The sequence below is a fragment of the Pantoea sp. RIT-PI-b genome, assembly GCF_001187905.1.
Classification (GTDB): Bacteria; Pseudomonadota; Gammaproteobacteria; order Enterobacterales; family Enterobacteriaceae; genus Pantoea; species Pantoea nemavictus.
Genome location: NZ_LGIS01000018.1, coordinates 1 through 19826, shown reverse-complemented (window position 1 = coordinate 19826; position 19826 = coordinate 1). Strand labels below are relative to the sequence as shown.

Here is a 19826-nt window from a genome sequence, read left to right as displayed (position 1 = left end):
GGCGAGGGGGCGGACCGTGCATCAATCGGTTCCCTCTCCCACCTGTGGGAGAGGGTTAGGGTGAGGGAACAGCGCACACCACCCTACATCTTCGCAGCGTTCTTATCCGCCTTCGACATATTATCCAGCCAGCCCATTACAAACGCCGACAGCACAAACGTCAGGTGGATAATCACGTACCACATCAGCTTTTCGTTTTCGACGTTGCGGGCGTCCATAAAGATGCGCAGCAGGTGAATTGACGAAATCGCCACAATCGAGGCCGCGACTTTGTTTTTCAACGAGCCGGAGTCCATTTTACCGAGCCAGCTCAGCTTCTCTCTGTGCTCATCAATATCCAGCTTGGAGACAAAGTTCTCGTAGCCCGAGAGCATCACCATCACCAGCAAGCCGCCGACCAGCGTCATATCCACCAGCGACAGCAGCAGCAGAATCAGATCGTTTTCGGCGATGCTGAAAACGTGCGGCAACAGGTGAAAAATCTCCTGAAAGAATTTGATAGTCAGCACCAGCAGGCCCAACGAAAGTCCCATGTAAACCGGAGCCAGCAGCCAGCGCGATGAATACATCAGGTTTTCGATAAAACGTTCCATAAGTTCCCATTAATCAACAGACAAGTGGGCGAGTATAACCGAACTTATGTGAAGTTATTTCAGCCCTTCTTCAGAAATTTCTGGCGCTGCCGGCAGCGGCAGGGACAAACGAAACACCGCGCCGCCTTCCGGTCGATTCTCCGCCCAGATGCGTCCACGGTGGGATTCAATAATGGTTTTGCCAATCGCCAATCCCAGCCCCACGCCCGGCACCGCCGACTCTTTATCGCCGCGTGCGAACTTGTCAAAAATGCGCGTCAGGTTCTCCGGCGCAATACCCGGCCCGCTGTCCCACACCGCAATCTCCAGCCGATCGCGCTCGCACCAGGCGCGAATACCGTGCTGCGCGGCGTTGCCCGCGTATTTCAGGCTATTTTCGACAAGATTGGTAAACACCCGTTCCAGCATGGCGCTGTCGCCTTTAATCAGCACCATCTCTGGCAAATCGAGCGTAAATTCGTGGCCTTTCAACGACGGCCCCATACTGCTCAGCGCCCCGCCAATCACCTCATCCAGCGCCACCCACTCTTCGCGCAGATTGAGTCCACCGGATTGAATGCGCGCCATATCCAGCATGTTGCTCACCAGGCGGATGGTGCTCAGCGTCTGCTCACGAATCTGATTGGCCTGGCCGACAAACTTTGACTCTTCACTGGCCAGATCGAGCATTAGCATCTCCGCCTGACCAAACAGCACCGTCAGTGGCGTACGCAGATCGTGTGACAGTGCTGACAGCAGCGCATTACGCAGCTGCTCGCGCTCGGCGGCAAGGCGCGATGCCGCTTCACTGTGCGACAGCGCCATGCGTTCCAGCGCGTTGGCGATCAGCACGGTGAAGGTTTCCAGCAGGCGCTGCTGCTCGGGGATCATCAGCTGGCGCAGGTTTTCCGGTTCAACCACCAGCAAACCGCGACAGTGATGGCCGCTTTTCAGTGGCAGAATCTGGTACGGCACCGCTGGTAAGGTATCGGTGCCAGCGCCCGCTGGCTGGCCTTTGCTGTAGCTCCATTTGGCGATGGCGAGATCCGGCGGCGTGCCCATTGCGCTATCGCCAATAGTTTGCAGCTCGCCCTGCTCATCGGGCAGCAGCAGCAAACTGCGCGCCTGCAGGGTGACATCAATAATGCGCTGGCTGGTGGTGGCGATATCCTGCGGCGTGAGGTCGCTGCCGAGGGCTTTCGCCATCTCATACAGATGGCGCGCACGCTGTTCGCGATAGCGCGCCACTTTGGCCTGGTAGCGCACGCCCGCCGTCAGATTCCCGACAATCACCCCCACCGCCAGCATCACCGCAAAGGTCACCAGATACTGCAAATCCGACACCGCCACGGTGCCGGTCGGCGCGACGAAAAACAGGTCGAAGGCAATGATGTTGATCACCGTGGCGAACACCGACGGCCAGCGACCATAGCGCAGCGCCACCAACACCACCGCTAGCAGATAAATCATCACGCTGTTAGCCGGATCAAACGCCACCAGCAGCCAGCGGCCCACCGTCGTGACCAAAATACACAGCAGCAGCGCCATCAAACAGCCGCGCAGATAGAGCCGCCATTTTTCGCTGCTACCGCGCTGGCCGCTGAGCGGATGCGGCGCGTCGCGCACCGGTTCATCCAGCGCGACCACCAGTAAATCAACATCCGGGCCGAGTTCGCCCAGACGCTGGGCAAAACTGTCGCGCCGCCAGCGCCGCTGTGGCTGCCGTCCAATGACGATTTTGCCGAGATTGTGTTCGCGCGCATAACGCAACACCGCACGCGCTTCATCAGGATCGGAGAGCGTGGCGGTTTCCGCGCCGAGCTCCTGCGCCAGCTGCAGCGTGCGCAGAATGGCACGACGCCGTGCTTCCGGCAGGCGATTCAGGCGCGGCGTTTCCACATACACCGCGTGCCATGCGCTGCCGAGCCGTGCCGCCAATCGCGCGGCGGTGCGGACCAGCTTTTCGCTGCCGGTATCATCACCAATACACAGCAGAATGGCATCGCGCGTGTGCCACACTTTGTCGCGGCCCTGCTGGTCGCGCCAGGCGCGCATCTGGTCATCCACGCGATCGGCGGTACGACGCAGCGCCAGCTCGCGTAGCGCGAACAGATTGCCTTTGCGGAAGAAGTTTTCGATGGCGCGTTCGGCGCGATCGCCGACGTAAACTTTGCCCTCTTTCAGCCGCTGACGCAGATCGTCCGGCGGCAGATCCACCAGCACCACTTCGTCGGCGCTATCGAAGAAGGGATCGGGCACGGTTTCACGTACCTGGATGCCGGTGACGCCGCCGACCACATCATTCAGGCTTTCCAGATGCTGCACGTTAACGGTAGTGATGACGTCAATGCCCGCCTCGAGCAGCTCCTCAATATCCTGCCAGCGTTTCGGATGGCGCGAACCCTGCACGTTGGTGTGCGCCAGCTCATCCATCAGAATCACCGCCGGGTGGCGCGCCAGCGCGGCATCGAGATCGAATTCAGCATGGCGCGAACGCCCGGAGGTACGACGTGGCAACACCGCCAGCCCGTTAATCAGCGCGGCGGTCTCTTCACGGCCATGGGTTTCCACCACGCCGGCTAACACGTCGAGCCCCTGCGCGCGCAGACGCTGCGCCTCCTGCAACATGGCGAAGGTTTTTCCCACGCCCGCGCAGGCGCCGAAGTAGATTTTCAGTTTACCGCGATGGCTGTCGCTGTGATTGAGCAGCAGCGCATCGGGATTGGGGCGGGAAATGTCGTCGTTCATCGATCGTCCATTGTAAAAACCGCGCGATAAATCGCGCCGCTACGATGACGTGCACATACCGTAGCGGCGCAATTCATTGCGCAATCGGTTTAACCTTGCAAATCATCCAGCGCCAGATTCAGGCGCAGCACGTTTACCGTCTCTTCGCCAATAAACGGCAACAGCGGGCGCTCGGTGTGGCGGGCAATCAATGCTTCCACATCCTTCAACGCCATGTTGCGCGCGGCGGCAATGCGCGGCGCTTGCCACAAGGCGGCTTCGGGCGAAATATCCGGATCCAGGCCGCTCGCCGACGCGGTCACTAACTCTACCGGCACCGCTTTGGGCGCCTGCGGATTGGCTGCACGCAGCGCGGCGACGCGCTCCGCCACCGCTTTATCCAGCGCCGGATTGCTGCCCGCCAGATTGCTGCCGCTCGAGGCCAGCGCATTATAAGGCGCATCACCGGTGGCGGAAGGACGCCCCCAAAAGTGGCCCGGCTGAGTAAACACCTGACCCATCTGCTCGGAGCCGCGCACCGCGCCATCCTGCTCAATCAGCGAACCGTTGGCCTGCGACGGAAACCACCACTGGGCCAGACCGGTGGTCAGCAGCGGATAGACCGCGCCGGTGAGCAACGTAAGCACCATTAACAATACAATAGCCGGACGTAACTGACTCATTTCTCTTCTCCTCAAGCCAGACCAAGCAGCGTCAGCAGCAGGTCGATAGCTTTAATCCCGATAAACGGCACCACTAAACCGCCCGCGCCATAAATCCACAGGTTGCGACGCAGCAGCGCCGCGGCGCTCAACGGACGATAACTCACGCCTTTCAGCGCCAGCGGAATCAGGAACACAATCACCAGCGCGTTGAAAATCACCGCCGACAGAATCGCCGAATTGGGCGAATGCAGCCCCATCACGTTCAGCATATTGAGCTGCGGATAGGTGGCGGCAAACGCGGCCGGAATAATGGCGAAATACTTCGCCACGTCGTTGGCGATACTGAAGGTGGTGAGCGAACCGCGCGTCATCAGCATCTGTTTACCGATGTGCACCACTTCCAGCAGTTTGGTCGGGTTGGAGTCGAGGTCGACCATGTTGCCGGCCTCTTTCGCCGCCTGGGTTCCCGAGTTCATCGCCACCGCCACGTCGGCCTGCGCCAGCGCCGGGGCGTCGTTGGTGCCGTCGCCGGTCATCGCCACTAATCGTCCTTCGGCCTGATACTGGCGAATCAGCGCCAGCTTGGCTTCCGGCGTGGCTTCCGACAGGAAATCATCAACGCCCGCTTCGGCCGCAATCGCCGCCGCAGTTAATGGGTTATCACCGGTAATCATCACCGTTTTGATGCCCATCTTGCGCAGCTCGGCAAAGCGCTCTTTGATGCCGCCTTTAACGATATCTTTCAGCGCCACCACGCCCAGCACCTGCGCGCCTTCGGCTACCACCAGCGGTGTGCCGCCAGCACGCGCCACTTCTTCAACCGCAGCGTTCACTTCCGTTGGGAAGCGGCCATGATTGGCTTCAATGTGGCGACGCACCGCATCGACCGCGCCTTTGCGGATCAGCCGATCCTGCACGTTCACACCGCTCATGCGCGTTTGCGCCGAGAATGGAATAAAGCTCGCACCCATGCTGCTCAGGTCGCGTTCGCGCAGGTTAAATTTCTGCTTCGCCAATACCACGATGCTGCGCCCTTCCGGCGTCTCATCGGCCAGCGATGCCAGCTGCGCCGCATCGGCCAACTGCTGCTCGCTGACGCCCGGCGCGGGCAAGAACTGCGTCGCCTGACGGTTACCGAGCGTGATGGTGCCGGTTTTATCCAGCATCAGCACATCGACGTCACCCGCCGCTTCCACCGCACGGCCGCTGGTGGCGATAACGTTGGCGCCGAGCATACGGCTCATCCCCGCCACACCGATGGCCGACAGCAGGCCGCCGATGGTGGTCGGAATCAAACACACCAGCAGCGCCACCAGCACCGTGATGCTCACTGGCGTGCCGCCATAAGCGGAGAACGGCCACAGCGTAACGGTTGCCAGCAGGAACACGATCGTCAGGGACACCAGCAGAATGGTCAGCGCCACTTCGTTCGGCGTTTTACGGCGTTTGGCGCCTTCCACCATCGCAATCATGCGGTCGAGGAAGGTTTCACCCGGATTGACGCTGCACTGCACCACCAGCCAGTCAGAGAGAATGCGCGTACCGCCGGTTACCGATGAGAAATCCCCGCCCGATTCACGGATAACCGGTGCGGATTCACCGGTAATCGCGCTCTCATCCACCGATGCGCCGCCCTCCAGCACTTCGCCGTCGCAGGGGATGATGTCGCCGGCTTCCACCAGCACCACATCGCCCTTGCGCAGCGTATCGGCGGCCACGTTATGCCACGCTGCGCCGTAGCGCGCTTCCGCCAGTTTTTTCGCATCGCTGGTTTTGCTGATGCCTTTCAGGCTGTTGGCCTGCGCCTTACTGCGCCCTTCCGCCAGCGCTTCGGCGAAGTTGGCAAACAGCACGGTAAACCACAGCCAGATGGCGACGCTGGCGGTAAAGCCCGCGCTGCCGCTGAGCGAGCCGGTTGCCATGCCGACCGCCAATACCGAGGTCAGCACGCTGCCGATCCACACCAAAAACATCACCGGATTGCGGAACTGCACGCGCGGATCGAGTTTTTTCAGCGCATCCAGCATGGCAACGCGAGTGAGCGCCGCATCAAACAGCGCCAGTTGTTGACGACTCATGATTCCGTTATCCCTGAATTAATTGCAGATGTTCCGCGACCGGGCCAAGTGCCAGTGCGGGGATGAACGTCAATGCGCCCACCAGCAAGACGGTGCCAATCAGCAGCGCGATAAACAGCGGGCCGTGCGTTGGCAGCGTGCCGTTGCCCACCGGCTGAATTTTCTTCGCCGCCAGCGAACCGGCAATCGCCAGCACCGGAATGATGATGCCGAAACGCCCCACCAACATGCAGAAGCCCAGCAGCAGGTTCCAGAACGGCGTGTTGGCGCTGAGTCCCGCAAAGGCGCTGCCGTTGTTGTTGGCCGCCGATGACACCGCGTACAGCACTTCGCTAAAGCCATGAATACCCGGATTGGCCATGCCCGCGCGTCCGGCGTCGGTCATCATTGCCAGCGCGCTCCCGAGCAGCACCAGCGTTGGCGTCACCAGAATCGCCAGCGCGGTCATCTTCATCTCCCACACGTCGATCTTTTTGCCCATGTATTCCGGCGTGCGACCGATCATCAACCCGGCGATAAACACGCCGAGCAGCACGAACAGCAGCATGCCGTACAGGCCCGCACCGACGCCGCCAAACACCACTTCGCCTAGCTGCATCAACCACATCGGCACCATGCCGCCAAGCGCCGTAAAGGAGTCATGCATCGCGTTGACCGCTCCGCACGACGCGGCGGTGGTGATCACCGCGAACAGGCTGGAGTTGAGAATGCCGAAGCGCGTCTCCTTGCCTTCCATGTTGATGGCGCTGTCCGCGCCAAGCGCGAGAAAGTGCGGATTACCGCGCAGTTCGGCCCACATCACGGTGATCACCGCGAGCACGAACATGATGGTCATTGCCCACAGCAGCATGTGGCCCTGACGACGATCGCCAAGATGCTGACCAAAGGTGAAACAGAGCGCCGCTGGAATCAGGAAGATGCTCAGCATCTGCACGAAGTTAGTCAGCGCCGTCGGGTTTTCGAACGGATGCGCTGAGTTAACGTTGAAGAAACCGCCGCCGTTGGTGCCAAGCATTTTGATCGCTTCCTGCGACGCCACCGGACCGAGCGGCAGCGTCTGCCGCGCCCCTTCCAGCGTGGTGAGCGCGTGGTAAGGTTCGAAGGTTTGAATGCTGCCCTGGCTGACGAAGAACAGCGCCATCGCTAAGCTGATCGGCAGCAGCACGTAAACGGTGATACGCGTCAGGTCGCGCCAGGCGTTGCCGAGCGTCGCCAGCGAACGGTTAGCGAAACCACGAATCAGCGCAAACGCCACCGCGATACCGGTCGCCGCCGACAGGAAGTTCTGCACCGTCAGGCCCGCCATCTGACTGAAATAGCTCAGCGTGCTTTCGCCCGCGTAGGATTGCCAGTTGGTGTTGGTGACAAAGCTGATGGCGGTATTCAGCGCCAGATCCCAACTCAGATTGGGCAGATGCTGCGGGTTAAGCGGCAGCGCCGCCTGCGACATCAACATCAGCAGTAACACAGCAAAACCGAGTGCGTTAAACAGCAGAATCGCCAGCAGATAATGCGGCCAGCGCATGGCGGCGCCATCCGCACCGGCCAGCCGCCACAGCGCGCGTTCGGTGCGCGGCAGCAGCGGCTTGTCGGCGACAAAGTGCGCGAGGAGACGTCCCAGCGGTTGTGCCAGCACCATCAGCACCAGCAGGAACACCGCAATCAGCAAGAATGCATTCGCAGCCATCAGAACGCCTCCGCATTAAGCAGGGCATAAATCAGGTAGCCCAGAAGAACAAATACCAGCACGATGCCGGCTATCACGCCCACACTCACAGCAACCTCCAGAGGATTTGGTAGTGCTGCAAGCATGCGCGGCGCGGCATAAAGAAGAGGTAAAAAGGCGGGAATCAGGCGTAAATAAAGTATAAAAATGGTGCGAAATTAAGCGGTTTCCAGTGCCCAGATACGATTCAAATCGATGTTCTGCCACAGACCGCTGTCTTCCGCGCCGGTGATGCTGTCGGTGCAGAAACTGTCGCCGAGATCGAGCTCCTCCGGTTTAACCTCGCGCTGGGCGTGCAAAGACCAGAACACGTGCACTTTGGGCTTCAGCAGCGATTTCTCTCCGGCCTGTACCACCAGCGCTACGCGCCCGGAAGCCAGACGTACCAGCGATCCCACCGGATAAATGCCGATAGTGCGTACAAAAGCGTGCAGCAGCGTGTTGTCGAAGTGACCGCGCCAGCTCAGCATGTTGTGCATTGCCTCAGCAGGCGTCCAGCCTTTGCGATACGGCCGATTCGAGGTCACGGCATCGTAGACGTCACATACCGACGCCATACGCGCATACAGCGAGATTTCGTCCCCTTTCAGGCCATGTGGATAGCCATTGCCGTCATACTTTTCATGATGATGCAGCGCAATATCCAGCAGATCTTCGCCGGCATCGGCTTCCATCAGCATCTGCGCGCCAACAATTGGGTGCTGCCGCATCACGGTGAACTCTTCATCGCTCAGCTTGCCGGGCTTGTTGAGAATCTCCAGCGGTACCGCCGCTTTACCGACATCGTGCAACAAGCCGCCCATACCAACGCGACGCAGCTGGTGCTCATCAAGGCCCATTTTTTTGCCGAGCGAAATCATCAAGCCGCACACCGCCATCGAGTGCAGGTAAGTGTAATCGTCGTGATTTTTCAGCCGCGCCACGCTGAGAAGCGCCGTCGGTTCGCGGGTGATCGAACCGGCAATTTGATCGACCAGATCAAGGGTGTAATCGAGGTCGAGGCCTTGCCCCATGCGCGCCTCGTTAAACATCGCCAGCACCTGCGGTTTACCCTGATTGAAGATGCTTTGCGCCTGATCCATCTCCTGAAAAAAAGGCGTTTGCGGAATATCTTTTTTTGGCGCCGGCGCCACCGGCGCCTGAACCGATTTGTCGAGATCGATCCACAGTTGCAGGATCCCTTCATTGCGGATCATCGCGATCTGGCGTTTATCAGTGATCAGCATTTGGTTGCGAATGCGCTTATCTTTGACCCACCAAACCTCCAGTTTGTGGATAAACATTCCCTGCCGCAGTTCGTCAACGTTAATCAGCTTTATCACGATATCGCTCCTTAATATCAGTGGGTGGTAAGGAGATATCGGCAGCTGAGCAAAAAATCTTCAGAGTGGATTTGTGCGATCGGGGAGGATTGTGAAATGGGTGCGCATTAATGCGCCCCCTACGACAGTGCGGGCGTTCCTACGGGGTTGTAGGGTCGCCATTCATGGCGACCTGGCTTGAGACATCCTGCTCCTCGCCAACACGCTCTATCGGCCCCATCACCAGCAGGAACAACAGTGCGGCGACCACGCAGTGCGCACCGACGAACACCAACCCGATGCTGTAGCTGCCGGTTAGGCCGACGATGATGCCGAACAGCAGCGGCGTGATGAAACCAGCCATATTGCCGATGCCGTTAAATATCGATCCCGCCAGACCAACCGCCTCTTTTGGCGCGGTATCGCTGACAATCGTCCAGGTGCCCGCGCCCGCCGCCACGCCTTTGCCAAAGAAGGCGAATGACATGATGGCGATAATACCGACGTTGCTGGGAATGACCGCCGCCAGAATCAGCGACGCCGCCATCAACATGCCGACGATATACGGCGTTTTGCGCGCCCACGACAGGCTCCAGCCGTTCGCCAGCAGTTTGTCAGAGATATAGCCGCCGCTGATGCCGCCGAGGAAGCCGAACAGCGCCGGCGCGATGGTGGCGAAGCCGGCATCCAGAATGTTCATGCCGCGCGCCTGCACCAGATAGATCGGGAACCAGGTAATAAAGAAGTAGCTCAGCGCAATGGTGCAATATTGTCCGATATAGGCGCACCACAGCATGCGGTTGCTCAGCAGCTTTTTAAACATGGCTTTGCTCAGCGGCGGACGCGCTTTTAAGGTGTGCGCCTCATCAATATCAACCAGCGCGCCACCCTGTTCGATATAGCGCAGCTCGGCATCCGAAACCTGCGGATGGTGGCGAGGGCTGCGCATAAAGCCCATCCAGACAAATACCGCCAGCACACCAATGCCGCCCAGCACGAAGAACGGCCATTCCCAGCCAAAGCGCGACACCAGCCAGCCGGAGAGCGGCGAAAAGATAGCCACGGCAAAATATTGCGCCGAGGCGAAGAGTGAAGAGGCGCGGCCCCTTTCGGCGCTCGGGAACCACATGATCACCGCGCGCGCATTGGCGGGAAAACTCGGCGCTTCAATCAAACCCAACGCGAAACGCAGCGCAAACATCAGCGTCAGCGCCATGGTCATGCCGCTGGAGAACTCGCCGACAAAGCCCATCAGTAGCGTGGCGATCGACCACAGCGCCAGCGTCACGCCATAGACTTTTTTGGTGCCGAAGCGATCGAGAAACAGGCCGCCGGGGATCTGGCCGATCACGTAGGCCCAGCTAAACGCTGAGAGGATCAGGCCAAGCTGGATCGCCGAAAGTCCAAACTCCTCTTTGATCGCCGATCCGGAGATCGACAGGATCGAACGGTCGGCGTACGCCACCACGGAAAGAAACAGGATCAAACATAAGATCCCGACGCGTACGTGGCTGTTCTGCCTGCGATTATTGGCTTGTTGCATAGGCTGAATTCCTCAATTGAAGCGCGCGATGTCTTGCCGGAATACCACTTTATTTCCCCTGTTCAGCAACTATAGAGAGCCGGTTCAGCCGCGGTCATTGTGCGAATGGAGGAATCGCGCGGGCAAAATGGCGTCGGATTTGGCATCTGCCACAAAGTGAGGTGCGGCGCCGCACAGAACCTTAAAAAACAGCGTGCTGTTGCACGGGAATGTGCGCTAACGCCAGGAAAATAGTTCGCATCGAAACTATGAGTGCGCAAAGAGATGGCGCACCCGAGATCAAAGTGTGCGCTTAGCTGCAAAATCCATCCATGCCGATTGTCAGCCTTCGGGCGGACTCGTAGTCTGAAAATGATTTCATTGAGCCATTTTCATCATCAATGGAACATTTATTCTAATAACAAGCTTACTCTGGAGTCTGCGATGAAAACCCTCAAGGCAATAGTATTACTCGGCCTGCTCACTACTTCAGCCTCGGCACTGGCGGAAAAAATTGGCGTATCAATGGCCTACTTCGATCAGAACTTCCTGACGATTATTCGCCAGTCGATCGATAAAGAAGCCAAAGCGCGCGGACTCGACATTCAGTTTGAAGATGCACGCGGTGACGTTGGCCGCCAAACCGATCAGGTGCAGAGTTTTATCGGTTCAGGTGTGGACGCCATCATCGTCGATCCGGTTGATTCCGCCAGCACGCCGCAGCTGACCAAACTGGCGCAGCAGGCCAAAATTCCGCTGGTGTACGTTAACCGCACGCCGGGTGATAAATCGCTGCCGCCAGGCGTGGTGTTTGTCGGTTCCGACGAGCGTGAATCCGGCACCTTGCAGATGGAAGCGCTGGCAAAAATGGCCAATTACCAAGGCAACGTGGCGATCATGATCGGTAACCTGTCTGATGCCGGTGCGCTGCAACGTACCAAAGACGTTGAGCAGGTGGTGGCGAAATATCCCGGCATGAAAGTGGTGCAGAAGCAGCCCGCCAACTATGCGCGTAATGAAGGCATGGATCTGATGAACAACTGGCTGGGCAACGATGAAGCGATTGATATTGTGGCGGCCAATAACGATGAGATGGCAATTGGCGCGGCAATGGCGCTCGCCAAAGGTAACAAGAAAGTGCTGGTTGGCGGCATCGATGCCACGCCAGATGGCCTGAAAGCGCTGTCGCAGGACAAAATTCAGGTCACGGTGTTCCAGGATGCGGTCGGCCAGGGCAAAGCGTCGGTGGATGTGGCGCAGAAGCTGATTAAAGGCGAGAAAGTCGATTCACACGTGTGGATCCCGTTTGAACTGGTGACCAAAGAGAATATGCAGAAATACGTGGATAAGAGTCAGTAACAGGTCAAATTCGCGCGATAAATCGCGCCGCTACAAAAATGTGCACAACCCGTAGCGGCGCAATTTATTGCGCAAAATCAATCAGTTTTTAGTTTAGCCATCTGCACAATATCGTGATATTCCCCATCGCGCAGGCAGGCTTTGCGCTTCACGCCTTCGCGCTCGAAGCCCAATTTTTGATACAGGCCAAGCGCGCGTTCGTTGTCGTGGAACACTTCCAGCTCGATGCGCATAATCCCCAGCCAGTTGTAAGCGTAATCAATGGCGTTACGAATCAGCTTTTCACCAATGCCGCGTCCGCCAAAGGCCGGATCGACGCCGATACCAAAACTGATGCTATGGCGGGTACGCGGGCGCTGTTCCACAAATAGCGTCAGCTCGCCGACCATCGCGCCATCAATCTCCGCCACAAAGCCGATATACCCCAGCTCATCCATCTTCTCGAACTTCTTCTGCCATGTGGCCACGCTGGGACACGGCAGCTGCGTGGTCCAGCGATAAACCTCAGGATGGCTGTAAAGGCGTTGGTAGGCGGCGGCATCGCCCGGTTCGCGACCGCGAATGAGTAAATCCATGTCGGTAATCCCTTTTCACTTGCACTAAGCTGTTAACTCTCACCAATTCGGGAAGAGTGACTCTATGTTGTATCGCCGTTTTGAACGTTTTATCAATATTTTCCAGGATGCGCCAACCGATTCCCCGCCCTCCAGCGTCTGGCCATTTTACTTTTACTATCTGCGTCAGGTATGGCCGAGCTTTGTCGCCCTGCTGATTGTTGGCTTAGCACAGGCGCTGATTGAAGTGGCGCTGTTTAGCTATCTCAGCCGCATCATTGACCTCGTTAATCACTCCACGCCCGCCACGCTGTTCAGCGATAACTGGCCGACACTGCTGTGGATGGGAGTGGTGGCACTGATTCTGCGGCCGCTGGTGATTGCCGCGCACGACATGCTGGTGCACCAAAGCATTAACCCGAGCATGACCAGCATGATCCGCTGGCAGCATCACAACTACGTGCTGCGCCAAAGCCTGAACTTCTTCCAGAACGATTTTGCCGGGCGCATCGCCCAGCGCATCATGCAAACCGGTAACTCGCTGCGGGATTCCGCGGTACAGCTGGTGGATGCGATCTGGCACGTAGTGATTTATGCGGTGACCTCGCTGGTGCTGTTCGCCGAAGCCGACTGGCGCCTGATGATTCCGCTGGTGATCTGGATTGTCGCCTACTGCGTGTCGCTGAGCTTCTTCGTGCCGCGCGTCAAGCAGCGTTCGGTGGTGTCATCGGAAGCACGCTCCAAATTGATGGGCACCATCGTCGATGGCTACACCAATATCGCCACCATCAAACTGTTCTCGCATAACGATCTGGAGAAGCGTTACGCGCGCGAGGCGATTCAGGAGCAAACCGACAAAACTCAGCATGCCAGCCGCATGGTGACCACCATGGATATCACGCTCTCAACGCTGAATGGCCTGCTGATTGTCAGCACCTCGGCGCTGGCGTTGTGGCTGTGGAGCCAGTCGCTGATTAGCGTGGGTGCGATTGCGCTGGCGACCGGTTTGGTGATCCGTCTGGTGAACATGTCCGGCTGGATCATGTGGGTAGTCAACGGCATCTTCGAAAATATCGGCATGGTGCAGGATGGCCTGAATACCATTGCCCAGCCGCTGAGCGTGCAGGATGAACCGCACGCCAAAAAGATGCAGGTGACGCGCGGCCAGATCCGCTTTGAGGATGTACGTTTCGATTACGGTGGCAGCCGCCAGGTGATTAACCGCCTCAATCTCAACATCAAGCCGGGCGAGAAGATCGGTTTGATTGGGCCATCCGGCGCCGGCAAATCCACCATGGTGAATCTGCTGCTGCGGCTGTATGACATCAACAGCGGACGCATTGTGATTGACGATCAGAACATCGCCGAAGTGACGCAAGAGAGCCTGCGCGGGCAAATCGGCATGATCACCCAGGATACCTCGCTGCTGCACCGCTCGATTCGCGACAACCTGCTGTATGGTCGTCCGGATGCGACGGAGGCGGAGCTGCAGGCGGCGATTATCCGCGCGCGCGCCGACGAGTTCATTCCGCTGCTCTCCGATCCGCAAGGCCGTACCGGGCTGGATGCGCACGTTGGCGAGCGCGGCGTGAAACTGTCGGGCGGCCAGCGTCAGCGTATCGCTATCGCCCGCGTATTGCTGAAAGATGCGCCGATTCTGATCATGGATGAAGCCACCTCCGCGCTCGACTCCGAGGTAGAAGCGGCGATTCAGGAGAGTCTGGAAACGCTGATGCAGGGCAAAACGGTGATTGCCATCGCGCACCGTCTCTCTACCATCGCCAAAATGGATCGCCTGGTGGTGCTGGAGAAAGGTGAGATTGTCGAGATGGGCAATCACCGCGAACTGCTGGCACAAGGCGGCTTGTACGCGCGTCTGTGGCAGCATCAAACCGGTGGTTTTGTCGGCGCGGATTAATCGCTGCGTCGATACGGCAAGGCGTCGCGCGCCTCAAGCGCCCAGACGTGCACGCCCTGCCGTTCCTGTAGCAGAAAATCAGCCACCGCATCCCGCAAACCCGGATGACACAGATAGTGCCAGGAATGGGTGATCTGCGGTTCAAAGCCGCGTACCAGCTTGTGCTCGCCCTGCGCGCCGGCATCAAAACGCTGCAAACCTTCCGCAATGGCGAAATCCATGCCCTGATAAAAACAGGTTTCAAAATGCAGCCGATCAAACTCCGCCAGGCAGCCCCAGTAGCGGCCATACAGCGTATTGCCATCCACTAAACAGAAGGCCATCGCCGCCGGTTGGCCTTGCAGCGTCGAAATCACCACGCGAATCGAACGCGGCATCCGTTCTGCCAGCAAGCTAAAAAACTGACGCGTCAGATAGGGTCGCTGACCGCGCACCGCATAAGTGTTGGCGTAACAGGTGTAGATGAAATCCCACTGATCTTCGCGCAGCTCATCGCCGCGATGCCAGGTGAAGTCGAAACCGCTGCTCATCACCTGCTCACGCTCTTTGCGCAGCTGTTTGCGTTTGCGCGACATCAGCGTGTCGAGGAAATCCTGAAAATCACGATAGCCTTTGTTGTGCCAGTGATACTGCAAGCCAAGGCGCTCCAGCCAGTCCGGCTGTTGCTGCATCAACGCGTTGGCGAACGGCGTGGTGAAGTTGATATGTGCACCGCTGAGGCCATGTTCAAACAGGTGATCCGGCAGCGCGCCGAGCAGTTGCAGCACCGCGTTTTCATCGCCCAGCAGACGTCCGCCGGTCACCGGGCTGAACGGAATCGCGCCCAGCCATTTCGGATAATAAGCAATGCCAGCGCGCTGACAGGCATCCGCCCACGCATGGTCAAACACATATTCACCGCGCGAATGGCGTTTGCGATAGCCCGGCAGCGCCGCACGCAGCGTGCCGTTCTCGCGCCACAGCAGATGCTCGGGCTGCCAGCCGTTTTCCGGCCGCACGCTGCCGCTCTGCTCTAATGTCAGAAGAAAGGCGTGGCGTAAAAAAGGTTGATCGTCAGGTAACAGCGCATCCCATTCGACAGCAGAGATCTCCGCCAGCGACGACAGATGAAGCAAAGACATTCACGGCTCCCGGCCAGGTGAAAGCGAAAGTCTAGTTCAACAGGTTTTTCCGCGCGGGAAAAGGTGCAGCGCACTGAATGCGTAGTCGCGGGGCTATCTGGCAAAAGTACGTGCTTCACATCGTTCAACTGATTCCAAAATGGAAATAATAAAAGCCATTTTGCCCGGATTATCATGCATTCAGCAGGACTGTATGCTCTCTTCATCAACGTAGAGGAGCAAGATTATGCTGGTAAACGGTAAGTGGAGTGCAGAGTGGCATCCGGTGCAAGCCACCGACAAACAGGGCGGATTTGTGCGTCAGACTTCCAGTTTTCGTCACTGGATTACCGCAGATGGCTCCAGCGAATTTGCGGCCGAGCCGGATCGTTATCATCTTTATGTGGCGCTGATTTGTCCGTGGGCTTCACGTACGCTGCTGGCGCGCAGCCTGAAGGGGCTGAATGACGTGATTAGCGTGTCGGTGGTTGAGCCGCAGCTCGGCGCACAAGGCTGGCACTTCGGCGATTACCCCGGCGCGGATCGCGACTGGCTTAACAACGCTGAATATCTTCACGAGCTTTACACCCGCGCCGATGCCGATTTTACCGGGCGCGCCACCGTGCCGGTGCTGTGGGATAAGAAGACGCAAACCATCGTTAATAACGAATCAGCGGATATCCTGCGCATGTTGAACAGCGGCTTTGGCGCGCTGGCGGACGATCGCATCGATCTTTATCCCGAGGATCTGCGTGCAGAGATCGACGCGCTGAATGAATCGATCTATCCGCGCCTGAATAACGGCGTTTATCGCACCGGCTTCGCCACCACGCAAGTGAGCTATCAGCAGGCGTTTAACGACGTGTTCAGCCAGCTGGATGAGCTGGAGCTGCGTTTGCAGGATGGCCGCACTTTCCTGCTTGGCGAGCGCTTAACCGAAGCGGATATTCGCCTGTTCGTCACGCTGGTGCGCTTTGACGCCGCCTATCACGGCCTGTTTAAATGCAACCTGCGCCGCCTGCGCGACTATCCGCTGCTCGATCGTTATCTGAAGAGTATGCTGTCGGTCTCTGGCGTGCGTCAGACGGTGAATATCGACCATATCAAGCAGGGCTATTATTCGATTAAAACGCTGAATCCCAACGGCATTGTGCCGGCTGGCCCGGATCTGGCGGCCTACGGTTTATAAGGAGCAGTGCGATGGCAAAAGCGTTAGTGATTTTTTTACACGGTGTCGGCAGTAACGGCGACGATCTGGCGGTACTCGGTGAGCATTGGGCGCGTCTGCTGCCGGATGTGGCATTTGCCTCGCCAAATGCGCCCTTTCCGTTTGAACATGCGATGGGTTATCAGTGGTTTAGCCTGACCGGCATCAGGCCGGAAAACCGTCCGGCGCGGGTGCGCGAAGCACGCGCCGCCTTTGATGACACGCTGCAGCAGCTGATGGCGCAACACGACATAGCGGACGCGTGGGACAAAGTGATTCTGGTGGGCTTTTCGCAGGGTTCGATTATGGCATTGGATGCGCTGGCCTCTGGCCGTTATCCGCTGGCGGGCGTGGTGGCATTTTCCGGTCGTCTGGCGTTTGAAGGCGCTTTAACGCCGCAGCCGTATACGCCCGCGCTGCTGATTCACGGCAAAGCCGATGATGTGATTCCGTTTAGCGAAAGCGAATCGGCGTTGCAGCGTTTGCAACAGGCGGGCGTGACGGTGGAAGCGCGTTATGAAGCCGCGACCGGCCACACCATTTCATCGCAGGGCGCGATGGATGCAGCCGGTTTTATCGCCCAATGTTTGCAGGATTAAGGCCAGTAACGGTTTAATGCCTGCCACGCCTTGTGCGCAGCCACATCTGCTGGCTGCGCTTTCAGCTCATCATTGAATACTTCAATGCCGACCGGACCGCTATAGCCGGCACTTTTCAGCTTATCGACAAAGCGTTCCACTTCGATGATGCCATCGCCCGGCAACAGGCGCTGATGACGCGCATACTCGCTGAGCGGCTGCTTCTCCTGTGGCGGCATCTCTGCCATGTCGCACAGCTGCACTTCATAGATGCGATCGGCGGGAATGCCATCCAGCTGTGACGCATCGCCACCCAACGCACAGATGTGGAACAGATCGACCACCAGCCCAATATTCGGCTGATCCAGCCGCTGCAGCCGTTCCCACGCCAGCGGCAGCGTGTTATCTACGCTGCACCATGCCATCGGCTCATACATGATACGCATATTGAAGCGCGCCGCTTCCGACGCCAGCCAACGCAAATCTTCATCAATTCGCGCCGCCACGCAATCTTCGCGCGTGCTGGCGGGTGCCTGAATGGTGTCGCAGCCGATAGTTTGGGCAATCTGGATAAACTGGCGCAGCTCTTCGCGTTTTTGCTGACGTTCGCGATCCGGCGCGCCGGTGAAATCACGCAGCACCTGCACATTGGTGAAACCCAGTTGCAACTGCTTTGCGAGCTGCGGCGTACTGGCCCGCACATCTTCGCGCCAGATCTCAACCTGGTCGAAACCGGCGGCGCGTGCGGCGCGCAGCTTCTCCTCAGGTTCACCGTTTAACAACACCAGGTTAAGGAATTTGGGGTTACGGCTCATTCATTCGCTCCTTAATCGTCCGGATAATCGGTGACAAATTCTGTCCGTCACGCGGACAGAACGGCGTTCAGTATCTACCTCTTAGTGGTTATTTCAAGCGTGGCGGTCATCCCAGCAGATTTACCACGGCAAAACCGGCGAAGGTCATCAGCAGAGAACCGATAACATGCACCATGACACTCGACATCGCCCAAAGGTATTTTCCTGATTGTAGCAGTCCGACAATTTCCGCAGAAAAGGTTGAAAACGTGGTTAAACCGCCACACAAACCGGTGACAATCAGTAATTTCCAGAAAGGGTCGATGTGGGGATTACGGACAAAAAACGCCAGCGCGGCGCCAATGATAAAACCGCCCACCAGGTTCACCATCAGGGTGCCTGGCGGCAGATTGGGGAACAGCGCATTGAAACGCAATGAAATTAACCAGCGCAGCGAACAGCCCACCGCACCGCCAACGACAACCGCGAGTAACGACTTCAACATAGTGTGTAGCTCCTGAAAAGAATTACGCGCAGGGCCGCGGCAGGACAGAATAACACCTGACACACCGCCGTCTCCCGCGCAGGGATACGAGTGTTGTCAGGCGTCATCAGCCGTCTGTGACCAGAACGGCGGTTGGGGAAGGTGGCACGCCATCACCTTAGGCGGGAGATAATACGCTGGCTTGGATAGGGTGACAATATGATGCCAGTTAATGCACAAGCAAGCGTTTGAAAAGCAACTGCTGAATACTTTGGCGTTGTGATAACAGCACGTGGGCAAAAACGGTTTGTTTTTCAACTGAGAATAAAATTCGATAGCTTTCACTGCTATTGAATTCTCTATAACGCGTGACGCCAAGATCGGTTAATTCTGAACACACCGCACAACTTAAAGGAAATTGGCTCACTCGTGCTTCGAACTCATCAAGAACGCGCGCGATAATTGCGTTGTAATCATTCCCCAGGCGACGATGGAAGGCGACGATCTCTTGCAGACTCAATCGGACCGTGGATAGGTAGATGATAGTGAATGACTCTTCCTTGTGCTGCATACTTTGTCCTTAGAGATCCTCTAACAACTGTTGCCGTGTCATTCCTTTGCCAGCTGCTTTGTCCTCTTCCGACAATGCAAGCAGCTTGAGTAACGCCAGGGTTTCATCTCGCTGCTGGCGCGCTTCCCATGACTCAATAACGTAAGCAGGGTTACCGTTTTGTGTCACAAGAATTGGCTCAGAGAGATCGAGAGCAGCGGCGTTTTTTTTGATGTAGCTTATAGTTTCGATTTTCATAGACTCCTCCGAATCAGTCCAAATTTAGACTTTTTATGGATGTTACGCAATGAGTCTTTGGTTTGTTGCCGTGCACCGACTTGATGTTAAGTTGCATGCCCTATGAAAACCAAACGACTTAATCGCAGGGTCGCCATTTATGGCGTAATGCTCGTCAATTAAGCAGCGCACTGGCTCCGCGGGGGTTCCGCCCGCTAAGCATATGGCAGTTTCAGAATGTGTAAAGCCGGCGGCCGGGCTAAGGTCCGAAGGCGCGGACCTTAGCAATCCGCGCCTGCGCCGTCCTCGCTGTTCCCTCGCTTATCACTCCGGCCTGACGGACCGCGCGGATTCGCCATCCCTGGCTCATGCCGCGCTTTCGCCGACGTCCTGTCGGCTCATCCTGGCCGTCACTCTGCGCTCGGCGCTGCGGATAGCGCCCAACACCATCGCC

18 protein-coding genes and 1 riboswitch are annotated in these 19826 nt (G+C 57.8%); of the genes, 4 read left to right on the top strand and 14 right to left on the bottom strand.

Annotated elements, in window-relative coordinates:
• Nucleotides 1–83 precede the first annotated feature (83 nt).
• From AC790_RS11675 to AC790_RS11645, 8 genes are all read right to left on the bottom strand, one after another.
• On the bottom strand, nt 84–593 hold the full coding sequence (locus AC790_RS11675) for a TIGR00645 family protein (protein ID WP_049851887.1): 510 nt from the start codon (nt 591–593) through the stop codon (nt 84–86).
• Nucleotides 594–647: 54 nt separating this feature from the next.
• Complete coding sequence (kdpD, locus tag AC790_RS11670) at nt 648–3320, bottom strand: two-component system sensor histidine kinase KdpD (RefSeq protein ID WP_049851886.1); 2673 nt, start codon at nt 3318–3320, stop codon at nt 648–650.
• Nucleotides 3321–3409: 89 nt separating this feature from the next.
• On the bottom strand, nt 3410–3982 hold the full coding sequence (gene kdpC / locus AC790_RS11665; RefSeq protein ID WP_049851885.1) for a potassium-transporting ATPase subunit KdpC: 573 nt from the start codon (nt 3980–3982) through the stop codon (nt 3410–3412).
• A gap of 11 nt (nt 3983–3993) precedes the next feature.
• Entirely contained in the window at nt 3994–6042 is a 2049-nt protein-coding gene (kdpB, locus tag AC790_RS11660; RefSeq protein WP_049851884.1) for a potassium-transporting ATPase subunit KdpB, read from the bottom strand.
• 7 nt (nt 6043–6049) lie between these two features.
• The gene (gene kdpA / locus AC790_RS11655) at nt 6050–7729 is read right to left on the bottom strand and encodes a potassium-transporting ATPase subunit KdpA (protein ID WP_049851883.1); all 1680 of its coding nucleotides are present in this window, start codon (nt 7727–7729) and stop codon (nt 6050–6052) included.
• A complete protein-coding gene (kdpF, locus tag AC790_RS24195) occupies nt 7729–7818 on the bottom strand; it encodes a K(+)-transporting ATPase subunit F (RefSeq protein WP_081113208.1) in 90 nt (29 codons plus the stop codon). Before kdpF ends, kdpA begins: the two co-directional genes overlap by 1 nt.
• Nucleotides 7819–7926: 108 nt before the next feature.
• Nucleotides 7927–9090 carry an HD-GYP domain-containing protein gene (locus tag AC790_RS11650; RefSeq protein ID WP_049851882.1) on the bottom strand — a complete coding sequence of 388 codons (1164 nt, stop codon included), beginning with the start codon at nt 9088–9090 and terminating at the stop codon, nt 7927–7929.
• A gap of 139 nt (nt 9091–9229) precedes the next feature.
• Nucleotides 9230–10612, bottom strand: coding sequence for an MFS transporter (locus AC790_RS11645; protein ID WP_049851881.1), 1383 nt, complete (start codon nt 10610–10612; stop codon nt 9230–9232).
• Between the two features lie 423 nt (nt 10613–11035).
• Between AC790_RS11645 and AC790_RS11640 the strand changes: the two genes are divergently transcribed.
• Nucleotides 11036–11950 (top strand): sugar ABC transporter substrate-binding protein, encoded by a 915-nt coding sequence (locus tag AC790_RS11640; protein WP_007889954.1) that lies wholly within the window; start codon nt 11036–11038, stop codon nt 11948–11950.
• A gap of 77 nt (nt 11951–12027) precedes the next feature.
• On the opposite strand, the gene AC790_RS11635 is transcribed toward AC790_RS11640, so the two are convergent.
• Nucleotides 12028–12525, bottom strand: coding sequence for a GNAT family N-acetyltransferase (locus AC790_RS11635; RefSeq protein ID WP_007889956.1), 498 nt, complete (start codon nt 12523–12525; stop codon nt 12028–12030).
• A 64-nt stretch (nt 12526–12589) separates the two neighbouring features.
• On the opposite strand from AC790_RS11635, the gene AC790_RS11630 reads away from it, so the two are divergent.
• Nucleotides 12590–14422 carry an ABC transporter ATP-binding protein gene (locus tag AC790_RS11630; RefSeq protein WP_049851880.1) on the top strand — a complete coding sequence of 611 codons (1833 nt, stop codon included), beginning with the start codon at nt 12590–12592 and terminating at the stop codon, nt 14420–14422.
• On the opposite strand, the gene AC790_RS11625 is transcribed toward AC790_RS11630, so the two are convergent.
• Nucleotides 14419–15543, bottom strand: a complete 1125-nt coding sequence (locus AC790_RS11625) for a GNAT family N-acetyltransferase (RefSeq protein ID WP_049851879.1) — start codon at nt 15541–15543, stop codon at nt 14419–14421. The two genes, AC790_RS11630 and AC790_RS11625, sit on opposite strands and share 4 nt — an antisense overlap.
• A 226-nt stretch (nt 15544–15769) precedes the next feature.
• Between AC790_RS11625 and AC790_RS11620 the strand changes: the two genes are divergently transcribed.
• Both AC790_RS11620 and AC790_RS11615 read left to right on the top strand, forming a co-directional pair.
• A complete protein-coding gene (locus tag AC790_RS11620; RefSeq protein ID WP_049851878.1) occupies nt 15770–16711 on the top strand; it encodes a glutathione S-transferase family protein in 942 nt (313 codons plus the stop codon).
• Nucleotides 16712–16722: 11 nt separating this feature from the next.
• Nucleotides 16723–17328 carry an alpha/beta hydrolase gene (locus AC790_RS11615; protein WP_049851877.1) on the top strand — a complete coding sequence of 202 codons (606 nt, stop codon included), beginning with the start codon at nt 16723–16725 and terminating at the stop codon, nt 17326–17328.
• On the opposite strand, the gene AC790_RS11610 is transcribed toward AC790_RS11615, so the two are convergent.
• The 4 genes from AC790_RS11610 to AC790_RS11595 all read right to left on the bottom strand — a co-directional run bounded on the left by AC790_RS11610 (nt 17325) and on the right by AC790_RS11595 (nt 19393).
• Complete coding sequence (locus AC790_RS11610; RefSeq protein ID WP_049851876.1) at nt 17325–18122, bottom strand: sugar phosphate isomerase/epimerase; 798 nt, start codon at nt 18120–18122, stop codon at nt 17325–17327. The two genes, AC790_RS11615 and AC790_RS11610, sit on opposite strands and share 4 nt — an antisense overlap.
• 106 nt (nt 18123–18228) lie before the next feature.
• Nucleotides 18229–18606 (bottom strand): fluoride efflux transporter CrcB, encoded by a 378-nt coding sequence (crcB, locus tag AC790_RS11605; RefSeq protein WP_007889962.1) that lies wholly within the window; start codon nt 18604–18606, stop codon nt 18229–18231.
• Between the two features lie 90 nt (nt 18607–18696).
• Nucleotides 18697–18772, bottom strand: a riboswitch (Fluoride riboswitch).
• A 42-nt stretch (nt 18773–18814) separates the two neighbouring features.
• Nucleotides 18815–19156, bottom strand: coding sequence for a hypothetical protein (locus AC790_RS11600; protein WP_049851875.1), 342 nt, complete (start codon nt 19154–19156; stop codon nt 18815–18817).
• A 9-nt stretch (nt 19157–19165) separates the two neighbouring features.
• Entirely contained in the window at nt 19166–19393 is a 228-nt protein-coding gene (locus AC790_RS11595) for a type II toxin-antitoxin system Phd/YefM family antitoxin (RefSeq protein ID WP_007889964.1), read from the bottom strand.
• Between the last annotated feature and the right edge of the window lie 433 nt (nt 19394–19826).